This is a genomic window from Streptomyces sp. NPDC007872, from assembly GCF_042868165.1.
In the GTDB taxonomy this organism is placed as follows: Bacteria; Actinomycetota; Actinomycetes; order Streptomycetales; family Streptomycetaceae; genus Streptomyces.
Genome location: NZ_JBIAEA010000006.1, coordinates 407940 through 424157, shown reverse-complemented (window position 1 = coordinate 424157; position 16218 = coordinate 407940). Strand labels below are relative to the sequence as shown.

The 16218-nt window shown below is 74.7% G+C and carries 18 protein-coding genes; 14 read left to right on the top strand and 4 right to left on the bottom strand.

The features are described from left to right. Positions 1–42: 42 nt before the first annotated feature. From ACFYNX_RS23830 to ACFYNX_RS23800, 7 genes are all read left to right on the top strand, one after another. The gene (locus ACFYNX_RS23830) at positions 43–1170 is read left to right on the top strand and encodes a segregation/condensation protein A (RefSeq protein WP_388663889.1); all 1128 of its coding nucleotides are present in this window, start codon (positions 43–45) and stop codon (positions 1168–1170) included. 89 nt (positions 1171–1259) lie between these two features. After that, entirely contained in the window at positions 1260–1817 is a 558-nt protein-coding gene (scpB, locus tag ACFYNX_RS23825) for an SMC-Scp complex subunit ScpB (protein ID WP_388663952.1), read from the top strand. Then, positions 1817–3058, top strand: a complete 1242-nt coding sequence (locus ACFYNX_RS23820; protein ID WP_388663887.1) for a pseudouridine synthase — start codon at positions 1817–1819, stop codon at positions 3056–3058. Before scpB ends, ACFYNX_RS23820 begins: the two co-directional genes overlap by 1 nt. A gap of 132 nt (positions 3059–3190) precedes the next feature. Next, positions 3191–3859, top strand: a complete 669-nt coding sequence (gene pnuC / locus ACFYNX_RS23815; protein ID WP_388663885.1) for a nicotinamide riboside transporter PnuC — start codon at positions 3191–3193, stop codon at positions 3857–3859. After that, a complete protein-coding gene (locus ACFYNX_RS23810) occupies positions 3856–4935 on the top strand; it encodes an AAA family ATPase (RefSeq protein ID WP_365540126.1) in 1080 nt (359 codons plus the stop codon). The genes pnuC and ACFYNX_RS23810 overlap by 4 nt, the downstream gene beginning before the upstream one ends. After that, on the top strand, positions 4932–5669 hold the full coding sequence (locus tag ACFYNX_RS23805; RefSeq protein ID WP_388663882.1) for an NUDIX domain-containing protein: 738 nt from the start codon (positions 4932–4934) through the stop codon (positions 5667–5669). Before ACFYNX_RS23810 ends, ACFYNX_RS23805 begins: the two co-directional genes overlap by 4 nt. Next, the gene (locus ACFYNX_RS23800) at positions 5666–6697 is read left to right on the top strand and encodes an ADP-ribosylglycohydrolase family protein (protein WP_388663880.1); all 1032 of its coding nucleotides are present in this window, start codon (positions 5666–5668) and stop codon (positions 6695–6697) included. The genes ACFYNX_RS23805 and ACFYNX_RS23800 overlap by 4 nt, the downstream gene beginning before the upstream one ends. 45 nt (positions 6698–6742) lie before the next feature. On the opposite strand, the gene ACFYNX_RS23795 is transcribed toward ACFYNX_RS23800, so the two are convergent. Further along, the gene (locus ACFYNX_RS23795) at positions 6743–7432 is read right to left on the bottom strand and encodes a DNA polymerase beta superfamily protein (protein ID WP_388663878.1); all 690 of its coding nucleotides are present in this window, start codon (positions 7430–7432) and stop codon (positions 6743–6745) included. A 10-nt stretch (positions 7433–7442) separates the two neighbouring features. Further along, positions 7443–7958, bottom strand: coding sequence for a Rieske 2Fe-2S domain-containing protein (locus ACFYNX_RS23790; protein ID WP_388663876.1), 516 nt, complete (start codon positions 7956–7958; stop codon positions 7443–7445). A gap of 220 nt (positions 7959–8178) precedes the next feature. On the opposite strand from ACFYNX_RS23790, the gene aroH reads away from it, so the two are divergent. The 5 genes from aroH to der all read left to right on the top strand — a co-directional run bounded on the left by aroH (position 8179) and on the right by der (position 12611). Then, positions 8179–8541 carry a chorismate mutase gene (gene aroH, locus ACFYNX_RS23785; RefSeq protein WP_365540121.1) on the top strand — a complete coding sequence of 121 codons (363 nt, stop codon included), beginning with the start codon at positions 8179–8181 and terminating at the stop codon, positions 8539–8541. Next, a complete protein-coding gene (locus ACFYNX_RS23780; protein ID WP_388663873.1) occupies positions 8538–9626 on the top strand; it encodes a prephenate dehydrogenase in 1089 nt (362 codons plus the stop codon). The genes aroH and ACFYNX_RS23780 overlap by 4 nt, the downstream gene beginning before the upstream one ends. Before the next feature lie 160 nt (positions 9627–9786). Then, complete coding sequence (cmk, locus tag ACFYNX_RS23775; protein WP_388663950.1) at positions 9787–10452, top strand: (d)CMP kinase; 666 nt, start codon at positions 9787–9789, stop codon at positions 10450–10452. Positions 10453–10505: 53 nt separating this feature from the next. Continuing rightward, a complete protein-coding gene (locus ACFYNX_RS23770) occupies positions 10506–11093 on the top strand; it encodes a lysophospholipid acyltransferase family protein (protein ID WP_388663948.1) in 588 nt (195 codons plus the stop codon). A gap of 69 nt (positions 11094–11162) precedes the next feature. Next, on the top strand, positions 11163–12611 hold the full coding sequence (der, locus tag ACFYNX_RS23765) for a ribosome biogenesis GTPase Der (RefSeq protein ID WP_125657084.1): 1449 nt from the start codon (positions 11163–11165) through the stop codon (positions 12609–12611). 75 nt (positions 12612–12686) lie between these two features. On the opposite strand, the gene ACFYNX_RS23760 is transcribed toward der, so the two are convergent. Both ACFYNX_RS23760 and ACFYNX_RS23755 read right to left on the bottom strand, forming a co-directional pair. Further along, entirely contained in the window at positions 12687–12965 is a 279-nt protein-coding gene (locus ACFYNX_RS23760; RefSeq protein ID WP_388663870.1) for a hypothetical protein, read from the bottom strand. A gap of 212 nt (positions 12966–13177) precedes the next feature. Next, on the bottom strand, positions 13178–13960 hold the full coding sequence (locus tag ACFYNX_RS23755) for a hypothetical protein (RefSeq protein ID WP_388663868.1): 783 nt from the start codon (positions 13958–13960) through the stop codon (positions 13178–13180). A 216-nt stretch (positions 13961–14176) separates the two neighbouring features. Between ACFYNX_RS23755 and ACFYNX_RS23750 the strand changes: the two genes are divergently transcribed. Together ACFYNX_RS23750 and ACFYNX_RS23745 are read left to right on the top strand one after the other, a co-directional pair. Next, positions 14177–14794, top strand: a complete 618-nt coding sequence (locus ACFYNX_RS23750; RefSeq protein WP_388663866.1) for a transglycosylase family protein — start codon at positions 14177–14179, stop codon at positions 14792–14794. Positions 14795–14884: 90 nt separating this feature from the next. Further along, the gene (locus tag ACFYNX_RS23745; RefSeq protein ID WP_388663864.1) at positions 14885–16159 is read left to right on the top strand and encodes a glycosyltransferase; all 1275 of its coding nucleotides are present in this window, start codon (positions 14885–14887) and stop codon (positions 16157–16159) included. The last annotated feature ends 59 nt before the right edge of the window (positions 16160–16218 follow it).

Genomic DNA, 16218 nt, shown 5'->3' with positions numbered 1-16218 from the left:
TAGCCTGCGGGCTGCCGCGCCCTCCGCTCCCCCTGGACCTCCATGCACCACGCCGCCGACTCCGCCCCTGACGAAACGTCCCGCCCGTCGCGCCGCCGCGCCCTGGGGCACGGCGGCGGCACGGGACCCCTGCGGGGGGCGTGGGCGGGGCCCGAGGCGTCTGAGCCCTCCGGGGCCCCCGCTGGAACTCCTGCGGCTCCCGTCCGCACCTCCGGGGCGCCCGCCGAAGGCCCCGAGACGGCCGTACGGGCCCCCGCGCCCGATCGGGAGCCCCTGGCGCTCCTTGAGCACCAGGGGGCCGTGCCGGAGCCCGGCGACGGGCCCCCGGCCGCCACGGACGGCCCCCCGGCCGCCGCTCCCGGTGGCGCCGACGGGCGGTTCACCGTGCGGCTCTCGAACTTCGAGGGGCCCTTCGACCTGCTGCTCCAGCTCATCACCAAGCACAAGCTCGACGTCACCGAGGTCGCGCTCTCGCGGGTCACCGACGAGTTCATGGCGCACCTGCGCGCCCTGGGGCCCGACGGGGACCTCGACCAGACCACCGAGTTCCTCGTCGTCGCCGCCACCCTGCTCGACCTCAAGACCGCCCGGCTGCTGCCCGCCGCCGAGGTGGAGGACGAGGCCGACCTCGCCCTCCTGGAGGCCCGCGACCTGCTCTTCGCCCGGCTCCTCCAGTACCGCGCGTACAAGCGCGTCGCGGCGATCTTCGAGGAGCGGTGGGAGAGCGAGGGCCGCCGCCACCCCCGTACCGTCGGACTCGAACCGCACCACGCCGAGCTGCTCCCCGAGGTGATCATCTCCATCGGCGCCGAGGGCTTCGCGAAGCTCGCGGTCAAGGCCATGCGGCCCAGGGCCGAGCCGCAGGTGTACGTCGAGCACATCCACGCCCCCCTCGTCAGCGTCCGCGAGCAGGCCGCCGTGGTCGCCGCCCTGCTGCGCGAGCGCGGCACGGCGGCCTTCCGGGAGCTGATCGAGGACGCCGGCGACACCCTCACCGTCGTCGCCCGCTTCCTCGCCCTCCTGGAGCTCTACCGGGAGCGGGCCGTCGCCCTCGACCAGGAGACCGCCCTGGGCGACCTCACGGTCTCCTGGACCGGCGGGGACGCGGAGGCCCGGGTCACCGACGAGTTCGACCAGGAACCCGGACAGGAAACGGAGGCCCGCGCGTGAGCGCCCCCGAAACCGAAACCGAAACCGACACCGACACCGGTGCCGGCACCACCGGCACCGGCCTCAAGCCCTCCCTCGAAGCCGTCCTCATGGTCGTCGACGAGCCCGCCACCGAGGCCCACCTCGCCAAGGTCCTCGGCCGCTCCCCCGGGGAGGTCGCCGACGCCCTGCGCGAGCTGGCCGGCGAGTACACCGCCCAGGGCCGCGGCTTCGAGCTGCGCCAGGTCGCCGGGGGCTGGCGCTACTACACCCGCCCCGCGTACGCCCCGGCCGTCGAGGCCTTCGTCCTGGAGGGCCAGCAGGCCCGGCTCACCCAGGCGGCCCTGGAGACCCTCGCGGTCGTCGCGTACCGCCAGCCGGTCAGCCGTTCCCGCGTCTCCGCGGTCCGCGGGGTCAACTGCGACGGCGTGATGCGGACCCTCCTCCAGCGGGGTCTGGTGGAGGAGGCGGGCGCGGAACCCGAAACAGGTGCGATCCTGTACAGGACGACGAACTACTTCCTGGAGCGGATGGGCCTGCGCGGCCTGGACGAACTCCCCGAGCTCGCGCCCTTCCTCCCCGAGGCGGAGGCGGTCGAGCCGGACTCCCTCGAAGGCGTCCCGTCGTTCGAACCCGACGCAGACGTAGACGACAAGACGGAACTTTGATGCGAAGCAGCAGCGGCAGGAACAGCAGCGGAAACAACGGCGGGAGCCGTGGTGGCAACAGCGGCGGCCGCGGCGGCAGCGGTGGCGGCCGCGGAAGCGGCGGCGGTGGCGGCGGACGCGGGAACTACCGCGGCGCCGGCAACGGCCGCGACGACCGCCAGGGCGGCGGCCGCCCGGGTCAGAGCGGCGGCCGTCCCGGTGGTCAGGGCGGCGGCTCCCGGCAGGGCGGCCAGGGCGGTCAGGGCGGCGGCGCCAACACGCGCCGGCCGCGCCCGGAGGAGCGCAGCTACGACGTGGACGGCCTCGCCGGCCGCCCCGACGGCCCGCCCAAGCGCGGTCGCGGCGACGCCGCGCGCGGCGGGGCCAAGGGCGGCCCCCGGCAGTCCCCGCAGCGCGGCGGCGGCCGTACGGCGCCGGCCCGCTCGCGCGAGTACGACGCCCGCACCGAGGAGCGGAACCGGGAGCGGTACGCAGGCAAGCCCGAGATCAAGACCCCCAAGACCTTCCCCGGCGCCGAGCAGGAGGGCGAGCGGCTCCAGAAGGTCCTCGCCCGCGCCGGCATGGGCTCGCGCCGCGCCTGCGAGGAGCTGATCGAGCAGGCCAGGGTCGAGGTCAACGGCGAGATCGTCGTCGAGCAGGGCATGCGCGTCGACCCGGAGAAGGACGAGATCAAGGTGGACGGCCTGACCGTCGCCACCCAGTCGTACCTCTTCTTCGCCCTGAACAAGCCCGCCGGCGTCGTCTCCACCATGGAGGACCCGGACGGCCGCCAGTGCCTCGGCGACTACGTCACCAACCGCGAGACCCGGCTCTTCCACGTCGGCCGGCTCGACACGGAGACCGAGGGCATCATCCTGCTCACCAACCACGGCGAGCTGGCCCACCGCCTCACGCACCCGAAGTACGGCGTGAAGAAGACCTACCTGGCCGCCGTCACCGGCCCGCTGCCCCGCGAGGTCGGCCGGCGGCTCAAGGACGGCATCGAGCTGGAGGACGGCTACGCCCGCGCCGACCACTTCCGCGTGGTCGAGCAGACCGGCAAGAACTACCTGGTCGAGGTCACCCTGCACGAGGGCCGCAAGCACATCGTGCGCCGGATGCTGGCCGAGGCGGGCTTCCCGGTCGAGAAGCTGGTCCGCACCGCCTTCGGCCCGATCGGCCTGGGCGACCAGAAGTCGGGCTGGCTGCGCCGCCTGACCAACACGGAGGTCGGCATGCTGATGAAGGAAGTCGGCATGTAACGCCGCCGAGGCGCCCGTACGAAGGGGCCCGTGACCGTTCCGGCGGTCACGGGCCCCTTCGCGTCCGTGCCCGGCCCTTGTGGGCGCGGTCCGCCACCCTTTATAGTCAGGATGACTCTTAAGGAGGCGGGCGTGAGCCTCGCGACTTTGCTCGAACCCCTGCAACAGCCGCTCTTCACCGTCCTGGACACCCCGGTCAGTTGGACCGAGGTCCTGGGCTTCGGCAGCGGAGCGCTCTGCGTCTGGCTCGTGGCACGCCAGCACGTGGCCAACTGGCCCGTCGGCATCGCCAACAACCTCTTCTTCGTCCTGCTCTTCGCGCAGGCCGGGCTCTACGCCGACGCCGGCCTCCAGATCGTCTTCATCACCCTCGCCGCGTACGGCTGGTGGACCTGGACCCACGGGGGTGGACCGGGCTCCGACACCCTTCCGGTGCGCCGCACCACGCGCGCCGAAGGGGCGTGGCTGCTCGCGGCGGGGGTGGTGGGGACCCTCGGGCTCACCCTGCTGCTCGACCGCGCCACCGACTCGACCGTCCCCTTCTGGGACGCCCTGACGACCGCGCTCTCCCTCATGGCCACCTACGGCCAGTGCAGGAAGCGCCTGGAGTCCTGGTGGCTCTGGATCGCCGCCGACGTCGTCTACGTGCCGCTGTACGCGCACAAGGGGCTGTACCTGACCTCCCTGCTGTACGTCGGCTTCATGGCGCTCTGCGCGATGGGCCTGCGCGGCTGGAGCAGGGACCTCGCGGGGGCCCGGCGACCGGCGGCGGAGACGGAGACGGCGGAGGCGACGGCGTGAAGCGCTACGGGCACGGCCTCGTCCTCGGCAAGTTCTATCCGCCGCACGCCGGCCACCACCACCTCGTCCGCACCGCCCTCGACCGCTGCGACCGCCTCACCGTCCTCGTCTGCGCCTCCTCCGCCGAGTCCGTGCCGCTGGAGGAGCGCGTCGCCTGGATGCGCGAGGTCCACCCCGACGCCCTCGTCGTCGGCGCCGTCGACGACCACCCCGTCGACCTCCACGACCCCGACGTGTGGGAGGCCCACATGCGCGTCTTCCGGGCCGCCGTGCCCGAGCGCGTCGACGCCGTCTTCACCTCGGAGCCGTACGGCGAGGAGCTCGGCCGCCGCTTCGGCGCCGCGTCCGTCCTCGTCGACCCCGACCGCGTCCGCTTCCCCGTCTCCGGCACCGCCGTCCGCGCGGACCCCGCGGGCTGCTGGGACTTCCTGGAGGCACCCGTGCGGGCCGCGCTCACCCGCCGGGTCGTCGTCCTCGGCGCCGAGTCCACCGGCACCACCACCATGGCCCTCGCCCTCGCCGACCACTACCGGCGGCGCGGCGGCGTCTGGGCCCGCACCCGGTACGTACCGGAGTACGGCCGTGAGTACAGCGAGCTCAAGCTCGCCGAGCTGAGGGCCGAACGCCCCGGCGCCACCTGGCCGGACGTCGCCTTCCGTTCCTCCGACTTCCCCGTCATCGCCCAGCGCCAGGCCGAACTGGAGGAGGAGGCCGCCCGCGACGGCTCGCCCGTGCTCTTCTGCGACACCGACGCCTTCGCCACCACCATCTGGCACGAGCGGTACATGGGCACCACCAGCCCCGACACCGGCGAGATCGCCGCCCGGGGCCGCCAGCACCTCTGGCTGCTCACCGACCACCGGGGCGTCGACTTCGAGGACGACGGACTGCGCGACGGGGAGCACCTGCGGCCCTGGATGACCGCCCGCTTCCTCACCCAGCTCGCCCACTCCGGCCGCCGCACGGTCGTGCTCACCGGCCCGCACGAGGAGCGGCTCGCCACCGCCGTCGCCGCCGTGGACGCGCTGCTCGCCGAGGGCCCCCGCCTCACCGACCCCCTCCCGGAGCGCCGATGACCGCCCACCGGGCCCCCGAGGGCTACGACCCGTACGCCTTCGAGCCGTTCGCCGTCACCGCCGACCTCGCCGTCCTCACGATCCGCGAGGAGCGCCTCCACGTCCTGCTCGTCGAACGCGCCCAGGAGCCGTACGCCGGATCCTGGGCCCTGCCCGGCGGCTTCGTGCTGCCCCGCGAGTCGGCCGAGACCGCCGCCCGCCGCGAACTCGCCGAGGAGACCGGCCTCTCCGGCGCCACCGTCGCCGGACTCCACCTCGAACAGCTCCGCACCTACACCGAGCCGGACCGCGACCCGAGGATGCGGGTCGTCTCCGTCGCCTTCACCGCCCTCGTACCGGACCCGCCCGAGCCGCGCGGCGGCGGGGACGCGGCCCAGGCGCGGTGGATCCCGTACGGGACGCACGGACCGCTCGCCTTCGACCACGACCGGATCCTCGCCGACGCCCACGAACGGGTCGGCGCCAAGCTCGAGTACACCTGCCTCGCCACGGCCTTCTGCCCGCCCGAGTTCACCCTCGGCGAGCTGCGGCAGGTCTACGAGACGGTCTGGGGCGTCGAGCTCGACCGCCCCAACTTCCGGCGCAAGGTCCTCGCCACGCCCGGCTTCGTCCGGGCCGTGGAGGGGCCGCCGCGCCTCACCGGCGGACGGGGGAAACCGGCCGCCCTCTACCGGGCGGGCGGGGCCACGGCCCTCCACCCGCCCCTCCTGCGACCGGAAGGACGCTCCTCGTGAACCACGCACACACCGCCGTCAAGCGGGCCGCGACCGGATCCCTGATCGGACTGGCGCTCGGCGACGCGCTCGGTTTCCCCACCGAGTTCGACGACGTGCCCTCGATCCTCGCGAAGTGCGGGCCCTGGCGGGAGATGGAACTCCCCGTCAGGAACGGGAAGGCATACGTCACCGACGACACCCAGATGGCCCTCGCCTTCGCCGGGGGCATCCGCACCGCCATGGACCGGGGCCCCCTCACCCCGCGGCGCCTCGCCCGGCCGGTCCGCGAGGAGTTCGTCGACTGGTACCACTCCCCGGACAACAACCGCGCGCCCGGCAACACCTGTCTGCGCGCCTGCCGGCTCCTCGACGGCGACCGGCTCTGGCAGGACGCCAGCCAGATCCACTCCAAGGGCTGCGGCGCCAACATGCGGGTCACCCCCATCGGCCTCGTCCCCGGTCTGGGCGAGGAGCAGCGGGCCGGTGCCGCGCAGCTCCAGGCGGCCCTGACCCACGGCCACCCCACCGCGCTCGCCGCCTCCGACCTGACGGCCCGCGCCGCGTACCTGCTCGCGCGGGGCGTGGACCCGGCCGGACTCGTCGGACAGCTCCGCTCGTACGCGTACGAGAACCGCTCCCGTTACCGCGAGGAGTGGCTCGGCGACCTGTGGACCCGCTCCCAGGACCCCTCCGCCCGGCACTTCACCGAGCGCGGCTGGGACGAGTGCCTGGCGGTCCTGGAGCGCCTGGACGCCGTCCAGCGCACGGCCGACCCGGAGCTCGACCCCTGCACCTACACCGGCGACGGCTGGATCGCGGAGGAGGCCCTCGCGACCGGGCTGCTCTGCTTCCTCCTCTTCCCCGACGAGCCCCTCACCGCCCTGCGCCGGGCCGCCTGCACCCGCGGCGACTCCGACTCGATCGCCGCCCTCGCGGGCGCCTTCGCCGGCGCCCACCTCGGCGCGGACGCCTGGCCGGGGGAGTGGGCGGACCGCGTCGAGTACCGGAGCGACCTCATCGCCTTCGGCGCCCTCTGGGACGCTTGAGCCATGACGCCCGCCCGGCTCTCCGACCCCGTCGTACGGGCCCGGCTACGGCTCCCGCAGGGCTGAGGCGCGGCGGGCGCGGGTCAGGAAGTCCTCCACGCGCGCGTGGTCCGGGGCGGCGGGCAGCGGGGAGGCGTCGTGGGCCAGGTCGGCCTCCTCCTGGAGGCGGTTCATCCAGGACTCGACCTCCGGCCAGGGCACCTCGCCGCGCCTGACCGCGAGGAGGCGGTCGCGGTCCCCGCCGACGTCGACGCGCAGCTCGCCCGTGCGCAGCAGGTCCCGGCAGCTCGCCAGGAGCCGCAGCAGGTGCACGGCGTGCTTCCAGCGCGGCTGCCCGTACTGGCGCACGTCCGCGTCCAGCTTGCGGCGCTGCCCGCCCGCGTACCGCACGAACGTCCCGTGCGCCTGCCGGGAGAGGAAGGCGCCGCGCAGGGAGAGCAGCTCGCGGCCGAGGTCGTCGGCGTACTCGACGACGGGGGAGTGGAGGCACTCCAGGACGTTCGGGTTGTTGCGCAGGGCCAGCTCGCAGAAGCGCTCCAGCTCCCAACTGAACTGCTCCTCGCGCGGCCCCTCCACGTGCGCCGGGGGCTTGTCGAAGCGCCAGAAGAGCGGCGTCGGGGCCAGGTAGACGCCCCGCACGTCCGTGTCGCTGCCCTCGGTCGCCAGGCCGAAGGCGCGCGAGCCCATCACACAGGAGTAGATCGTGTGCTCGCGCACCAGCTCGTCCGGAGTCATGCCGGGCAGGTTACGCGAGGGTGATCGTTTCCCCCGAGACAATAATGCGCTCCGCCGGGAGCGGGCGGGTGGCCGGGCCCGTCACCACCGAGCCGTCCGCGACGCGGAACTTCGAACCGTGGCAGGGGCAGTCGATGGTGCCGTCCGCGACCTTGTCCACCAGGCACCCCTGGTGGGTGCAGACCGCCGAGAACGCCTTGAACTCACCGGCCGTCGGCTGCGTCACCACCACCTTCTCCTCCGGGAAGACCGTGCCGCCGCCGACCGGGATCCCGGAGGTCCTGGCCAGCGCCTCGCCGTCACCCCCGGGGGACTCGGAAGACTCAGGGGACTCGGTGGCGTCCGGGGAATCGGGGCCCTCCGGCGTCTCCGGCGTCTCCGGGGCGTCCGGCGCCTCGGGGGTGCCCGCCGTCGTACCCCCGTCGCCTCCGTCGCCCCCGTCACCGCCGTCCGAGCCGCAGCCCGCCGTCGTCAGGGCCGCGGCGGCGAACAGGACGGTGCGGCGGCTCGTGCTGTGGGGCGTCATGCCGCCAGCTTGGCCACGCGCCCGCCGCCGGGCCCCGCGACACGCCTGCTCCCGTACCCCGGACGGCGGAGCGCACGGGTCCGCGCGGCACCGGCCCCTTCCCGCGCGCCCGCCCCGTCCCGTACGCCCGCTCCCCGTCTCGGAGGGCGGGCGCCGTGCTCCCGGCCCCCCGCTCCTGACTAGGCTGAACGGAGCACTGACGCAGGCGAAGGAGCACGACGTGGCGGTACGAGCGGTCCGAGGCGCCGTCCAACTGGAGCGGGACGAGGCCGGGCACATGCGCGAGCGGGTCCAGGAACTGCTCACCGCCGTCCTCGAACGCAACGGCCTCACCGCCGAGGACCTCATCAGCATCTGGTTCACGGCCACGCCCGATCTGCACAGCGACTTCCCCGCCGCCGCGGCCCGGCACATCGGGATCGTCGACGTCCCCCTGATCTGCGCCCGGGAACTCGACGTCGAGGGCGCCATGCCGAGGGTCGTCCGGCTCCTCGCCCACGTCGAGACCGAGCTGCCCAAGTCCCGGATCGCGCACGTCTACCTCGGCGCCGCGGCCGCCCTGCGCAAGGACATCGCCCAGTGAGAACAGCGCTCGTCATCGGAACCGGCCTGATCGGCACCTCCGCCGCCCTCGCCCTCGCCGGCCGCGGCATCACCGTCCACCTGCGCGACCACGACCCGGACCGCGCCCGCACCGCCGCCGCGCTCGGCGCCGGCACCGACGAGGCGCCCGGGGGTCCCGTGGACCTCGCCGTCGTCGCCGTGCCCCCCGCCCACGTGTCCACCACCCTCGCCGGGGCCATGACCGCCGGCCTCGCCCGCGGCTACCTGGACGTCGCCAGCGTCAAGGGCGGACCGAAGCGGGAGCTGGAGGCCCTCGGCCTCGACCTCACCGCGTACATCGGCACGCACCCGATGTCCGGCAAGGAGCGCTCGGGCCCGCTCGCCGCCACCGCCGACCTCTTCGAGGGCCGCCCCTGGGTCCTCACCCCCACCCGGGACACCGACACCGAGGTCCTCAACCTCGCCCTGGAACTCGTCGCCCTCTGCCGGGCCGTCCCCGTCATCATGGACGCCGACGCCCACGACCGGGCCGTCGCCCTGGTCTCCCACACCCCCCAGCTCGTGTCCTCCATGGTCGCCGCGCGCCTGGAGGAGGCCGACGAGTCGGCCGTGCGCCTCTGCGGGCAGGGCATCCGCGACGTCACCCGGATCGCCGCCTCCGACCCCCGCATGTGGGTCGAGATCCTCTCCGCCAACCCCGGCCCCGTCGCCGACGTCCTCTCCGGCGTCGCCGCCGACCTCGACGAGACCGTCCGCGCCCTGCGCTCCCTCCAGTCCGCCGACGAGGACCGGCGCCGGGACGGCGCCACCGGCGTCGAGGACGTCCTGCGCCGCGGCAACGCCGGCCGCTCCCGCGTCCCCGGCAAGCACGGCGCCGCCCCCGCCGCGTACGAGACCGTCGCCGTCCTCATCAGCGACCGGCCCGGCGAGCTGGCCCGGATCTTCGCCGACGCGGGCCGCGCGGGCGTCAACATCGAGGACGTCCGCATCGAGCACGCGACCGGCCAGCAGGCCGGCCTGGTCCAGCTCATGGTGGAGCCCTCGGCGGTCCAGGTCCTCGGCACGGCCCTCCAGGAGCGCGGCTGGGCCCTCCGTACGGGCTGACGCGGACCGCCCGGGCCCGGGGCCGGGGGACCGGTCCCCGGGGCCCCCGCACGGGCTGGGCCGAACGGGTGCGTGGGACTCGGTAACCTTGGGGGAGCCCGTCGCGTCCCCGCCGGGTCCTGCCACCCCACCCCAGGAAGGTGTTCCCACCGTGGAATCCGTGATCGTCGCCATCGACGGGCCGTCCGGCACGGGCAAGTCGAGCACCTCGAAGGCGGTCGCCGCCAAGCTGGGACTGAGCTACCTCGACACCGGCGCCCAGTACCGGGCGATCACCTGGTGGATGATCAGCAACGGCGTGGACGTCTCCGACGCCGGGGCCGTCGCCGACGCCGCCGCCAAGCCGGTCATCGTCTCCGGCACCGACCCGTCCCGGCCCACCATCACCGTGGACGGCGCCGACGCCTCCGGCCCCATCCGCACCGAAGAGGTCACCTCCAAGGTCAGCGCCGTCAGCGCCGTCCCCGAGGTCCGGGCGCTCATCACCGAGCTCCAGCGGACCATCGCCCGGGACGCCGGGCACGGCATCGTCGTCGAGGGCCGGGACATCGGCACCACCGTCCTGCCCGACGCCGACCTGAAGATCTTCCTCACCGCCTCGCCCGAGGCCCGCGCCGCCCGCCGCTCCGGCGAGCTCAAGGGCGCCGACGTGCGCGCCACCCGGGAAGCCCTGGTCAAGCGGGACGCGGTCGACTCCAGCCGCAAGACCTCCCCGCTCGCCAAGGCCGACGACGCCGTCGAGGTCGACACCACCGACCTCACCCTCGACCAGGTGATCGAGTGCGTCGTCACCCTCGTGGACGAGAAGCGGGCGGCCGTCAGGTGACCGTGCCCTCCGCGAAGGGCGCCGCCGTCGGCCGCGGCATCGGCATCGGGCTGATGTACGGGCTGTGGAAGCCGCGCGTCCTCGGCGCCTGGCGGGTGCCGGCCTCCGGCCCCGTCGTCCTCGCCGTCAACCACGCGCACAACATCGACGGCCCCATGCTCATGGGCACCGCCCCGCGCCCCGTGCACTTCCTCATCAAGAAGGAGGCGTTCGTCGGCCCGCTCGGCGGCTTCCTGGAGGGCATCGGGCAGCTCAAGGTGGACCGCCACGGCGCCGACCGCACGGCCATAGCCAACGCCCTGGGCGTCCTGGAGCAGGGCGGCGTCCTCGGGATCTTCCCCGAGGGCACCCGGGGCGAGGGCGACTTCGCCTCGCTGCGCGCGGGCCTCGCGTACTTCGCGGTCCGCAGCGGCGCGCCGATCGTCCCGGTCGCCGTCCTGGGCAGCACCGACCGCCGGGGACGGCTCGTCAAGGCCCTGCCCCCGCTGCGCGGCCGCGTCGACGTCGTCTTCGGCGAGGCCTTCGAGGCGGGCGACGGCAGCGGCCGGCGCACCCGCAGGGCGCTGGACGAGGCCACCGTACGGATCCAGGGGAGGCTCACCGCCCACCTGGAAAACGCCAGGCGCCTCACCGGGCGCTGAGCGAGACTCTCAGTAGTGGAACCCGTCGACCGGGAACCACCGACCACGAATGATCGAGGAACGGACTTCATGAACGACCAGCACGACCACGGGGCACTTGGCGACGCCGAGTACGCGGAGTTCATGGAGCTCGCCGCGGAAGAGGGCTTCGACGCGGAGGAGATCGAGGGCGCGATCGAGGAGGCCGGGCACGGCCCGCTCCCCGTCCTCGCCGTCGTCGGCCGCCCGAACGTCGGCAAGTCGACCCTGGTGAACCGCATCATCGGCCGCCGCGAGGCCGTCGTCGAGGACAAGCCGGGCGTCACCCGCGACCGCGTCACCTACGAGGCCGAATGGGCCGGCCGCCGCTTCAAGGTCGTCGACACCGGCGGCTGGGAGCAGGACGTCCTCGGCATCGACGCCTCCGTCGCCGCCCAGGCCGAGTTCGCCATCGAGGCCGCCGACGCCTGCCTCTTCGTCGTGGACGCCACCGTCGGCGCCACCGACACCGACGAGGCCGTCGTCCGGCTGCTCCGCCGCGCCGGGAAGCCGGTCGTCCTCGCCGCCAACAAGGTCGACGGCCAGTCCGGCGAGGCCGACGCGGCCATGCTCTGGTCGCTCGGCCTGGGCGAGCCGTTCCCGGTCTCCTCGCTGCACGGCCGCGGCACCGGCGACCTCCTGGACGAGGTCCTGAAGAAGCTGCCCGAGGCCCCCGCGCAGCGCTTCGGCAACGCCGTCGGCGGCCCGCGCCGCATCGCCCTCATCGGCCGCCCGAACGTCGGCAAGTCCTCCCTGCTCAACAAGGTGGCGGGCGAGGACCGGGTCGTCGTCAACGAGCTGGCCGGCACCACCCGCGACCCGGTCGACGAGCTGATCGAGCTCGGCGGCGTGACGTGGAAGTTCGTCGACACCGCCGGCATCCGCAAGAAGGTCCACCTCCAGGAGGGCGCGGACTACTACGCCTCCCTGCGGACCGCGGCCGCCGTCGAGAAGGCGGAGGTGGCCGTCATCCTCATCGACACCACCGACACCATCTCGGTCCAGGACCAGCGCATCATCACCATGGCGGTCGAGTCGGGCCGTGCCATCGTCATCGCCTACAACAAGTGGGACGAGCTGGACGAGGAGCGCCGCTACTACCTGGAGCGCGAGATCGAGACCGAGATGCAGCAGGTCTCCTGGGCGCCCCGGGTGAACGTCTCCGCCAAGACCGGCCGCCACATGGAGAAGCTGGTCCCGGCCATCGAGACCGCCCTCGCCGGCTGGGAGACCCGCGTCCCCACCGGCCGGCTGAACGCCTTCCTCGGCGAGATCGTCGCCGCCCACCCGCACCCGGTCCGGGGCGGCAAGCAGCCCCGCATCCTCTTCGGCACGCAGGCGGGCACCAAGCCGCCCCGGTTCGTCCTCTTCGCCTCGGGCTTCCTGGAGGCCGGCTACCGCCGCTTCATCGAGCGCCGCCTCCGCGAGGAGTTCGGCTTCGAGGGCACCCCGATCCACATCTCGGTCCGGGTGCGCGAGAAGCGCGGCCGCAAGAAGTAGCACCGCCCCGCGGTGCCGCGCGACACGGCCGGGGGCCGGTACCCGCTACGGGTACCGGCCCCCGGCCGTTCGGTCCTACAGCCCCCTGCGGGGCCCCGGCGGCAGCGCCGGGCGGTGGGCCTGCGGGGGCGGCGGCGCCGGCGCCCGGTCCGCCCACGTCGCGGGGGCCGCGTGCCGGCGCCCCCGCCCGGACCCGCCCGCGCCCAGCGTCGTGCCGAAGGCCCGGAAGGCCAGTCCCTCCTCGCCGCTGCGATCGCCCGGCAAGGTGCGGAACGACCTGCGGTACTCCGAGTACAGGGCGTCGTAGATCGGCGTGGGCGAAGGGCCCGCCGTGACGTCCGGCGCGGGGCGCATGGAGGGGATCTGACTCGGATGCGGCTGGAGGAAAGGGTCGTATGGGTGCACGTAGGTGCCAACGACCCCGCCGCCCGTCGGATGCGGGCGGCTCTCGGAAAGAGGCGCCCGCCGCGGACGCGGCACGGTCGGAGCCCCGGCTCCCGGCGTCCCCCGCCCCGCCGGGGCGCCGCCGACCCGGACCCACCCCGAGCCCGGCCGCGCGCCCTCCCTCACGTGCCGGCCAGGGGCATCGCGGCGGCCACCAGGCGCCCGTTCGCGGCGGCCTTCTCCAGGGCGTCGCGCAGCAGGTCCTCGCGCGGCTGCTGGCCGATCGAGCCCACCGGGGCGGCGAAGACCAGGACCGTGTGCGACTTGTTGGCCGCCGCGCGCCAGCCCTCGGTGACCTGGAGCGGCTGGTGCGCCTGCCACCAGGCGGCCTGCCCGGCGCCGCCCGGCCCCGGCTGGAGCACCGAGTGGAGCTGGCCCATGGCGACCAGGACCGACCAGCCCGGCAGCGCCGCCGGCGTCGTCTCCAGGTCCACGACCTGCCGGAAGCCCTGCTCGGCCAGGAGCGGCAGGAACTCGTCGACGAGGCCGTCCGACCCCGGGCGGGCCACCGGGGCGGTCGGCTCCACCACCAGGGCCGGGTGCAGCTCGCCCCGGATCAGGACGAGCCCGCTGGTGACCCCGAGCACGGCCTGCTCGGGGTGGGAGGCGGAGAGCGTGTCGGCGGCGTCCGAGGCCGTGATGGAGGCGACGGCGCCCTGGAGCTGCTCCTCCGCGACGCGGACGACCTGCGAGGGGATGCAACTGGCGTGGGCGAACGCGAGGACCGCCGTCTCCTCGCCGACGAACAGCACCGTGCTGGTGCGCTCCTGCTCGGAGTCCCCCGGCGTGCGGCAGGAGGTGCAGTCGTAGTGGCCCGGGGCGTTGTCGCCGTCGAGCAGCCGGTCGGCTTCTTCGTCGCCGATCTCGGCGCGTACGTCCTCGCTGACGTCGAGCATGCGCGGCACGGGGGGCTCCCTGGACTCGGTACGGGCGGACGCCGGGCGGTTCCCGGTCGTCTCATGCCGAGTTCAACGGGCCAGGCTCGGCCGGGGTCACGCGCGGATGCGGGACAAGTTGCGGCCGGCCCGCACGGCGGGAGGGTGCCGCCGACCGGGTGGGGTGTCGGCGGAGTCCCGCGCGGCACGGGCCCGGGGCGCCCGGGGGCTGCCTAGCCTGCGTCGATGTCGAAGATCAGATTTTTGACGGCCGGTTCCCTCGTGGCGGCCTCCGCGGCCGCGCTCCTCACCCTGGCCCCGGCCCCCGCCCAGGCGCAGACCCAGGCCCGGACCCAGGCCCCCGCCCAGGCGCAGGCCCGGACCCAGGCCCGGGAAGCCGCCACCGCGCCCCGTACGGCGACCGCCTCCGTGCCCGCGTACGCCTGCGCGAAGGACCAGTGGCCGTGGGGCTGCGTCGCCGAGTGCGAGAGCGGCGGGCGCTGGCACGTCAACACCGGCAACGGCTTCTACGGCGGGCTCCAGTTCTGGCATCCCACCTGGGTCGAGCACGGCGGCCTCGCCTACGCCCGGCGCGCCGACCTGGCCACCCGCGCGCAGCAGATCAAGGTCGCCGAGGAGGTGCTGCGCACCCAGGGCTGGGGCGCCTGGCCTGTCTGCTCCAAGCGGTACGGCCTGAGCGGGCGCGTCCACACCGTCCAGGCCGGCGACACCCTCAGCTCGATCGCCCGCCGCTTCGGGATCAAGGGCGGCTGGCAGGCGCTGTACAAGGCGAACCGGAGCCTGATCGGGTCCGACCCGAACCGGGTCGCCGTCGGCACCATGCTGCGGATCTCCCCGCTCTGACGGCCCGCCCGGCCGCCCGCGGACACCGGCGCCGCCCCGGCAAGTAGAGTCGGGCGACCGACCAACTGACCGGGGGGAACCGGCAGCGCGATGCGTATCTCCTTTCTGCTCCACAACGGCTACCACTACGGCGGCACGATCCGCACCACCTTCACGCTCGCCGAGAAGCTGGCGGAGCGTCACGAGGTCGAGATCGTGTCGGTGTTCCGCCACCGCGACCGCCCGCTGCTCGGCCTCCCCGGCGGGGTGACCCTGCGTCACCTCGTCGACCTGCGCAAGGACGGTCCCGGATACGACGGGGACCACCCCGACTTCCACCGCCCCGCCGAGGTCTTCCCGCGCGGCGACGGGCGCTGGAAGCAGTACAGCGCCCTCACCGACGCCCGGATCGGGGAGCACCTGCGCGGGGTGGAGACCGACGTCCTCGTCGCCACCCGCCCCGGGCTCAACGTCCACCTCGCCCGGCAGGCCCGGCGCGGGCCCGTCCTGATCGGCCAGGAGCACCTGACCCTGGAGGGCCACGGCTACCGGCTGCGCCGGGACATCCGCCACGAGTACGCGCTGCTCGACGCCGTCACCACGGTCACCGAGGCCGACGCCCGCGCCTACCGGAGGCTGGGGCTGCCCGGCGTACGGATCGAGGCCGTGCCCAACAGCGTGCCCGCGCCCTCGCTCCCGCCCGCCGACCCGGCGGCGAAGACGGTCGTCGCGGCCGGCCGGCTGACCCGGGTCAAGCGGTACGACGTGCTGATCGACGCCTTCGCGGAGGTGGCCGGGGACCACCCCGACTGGAAGCTGCGGATCTACGGCTCCGGGGACGCCGTCCAGGACCTCCGGCAGCCGCTCGCCCGGCGGATCGAGGAGCGGGGCCTGGGGGAGCGGGCCTTCCTCATGGGATCGGTCACCCCGCTGGAGCCGGAGTGGGTCAAGGGCTCGATCGCCGCCGTGACCTCCCAGCGCGAGTCCTTCGGCATGACGATCGTGGAGGCGATGCGCTGCGGCCTCCCGGTGGTCTCCACCGACTGCCCGCACGGGCCCCGCGAGATCATCGAGGACGGGGTCGACGGCCGCCTCGTGCCGGTCGACGACGCGGCGGCGGTCGCGCGGGCGCTGCGCGAGCTGATCGAGGACGACGAGCTGCGGGCGAAGACGGCGCGGGCGGCCCTCGCCGCCTCCGAGCGCTTCGACCCGGCCCGGATCGCCGCCCGGCACGAGGCGCTCTGGACGGAGCTCCTCGGCCGGGGCGCGTCCCGGCGCGCGCACTCCCCGGCGCGGGCCGCGCTCCACCGGACCGTGGGCCGGGCCGTCGACGCCGTCTACGCCCAGAAGGCGCGGGCGGGCCGTCTGGTCCGCCGCTTCCGCTGACCCGGCCGGAGCGCTCCCCGCCGGTCGCCGAGGCGTCCGGTCACCGGGGCGCCCGGCCC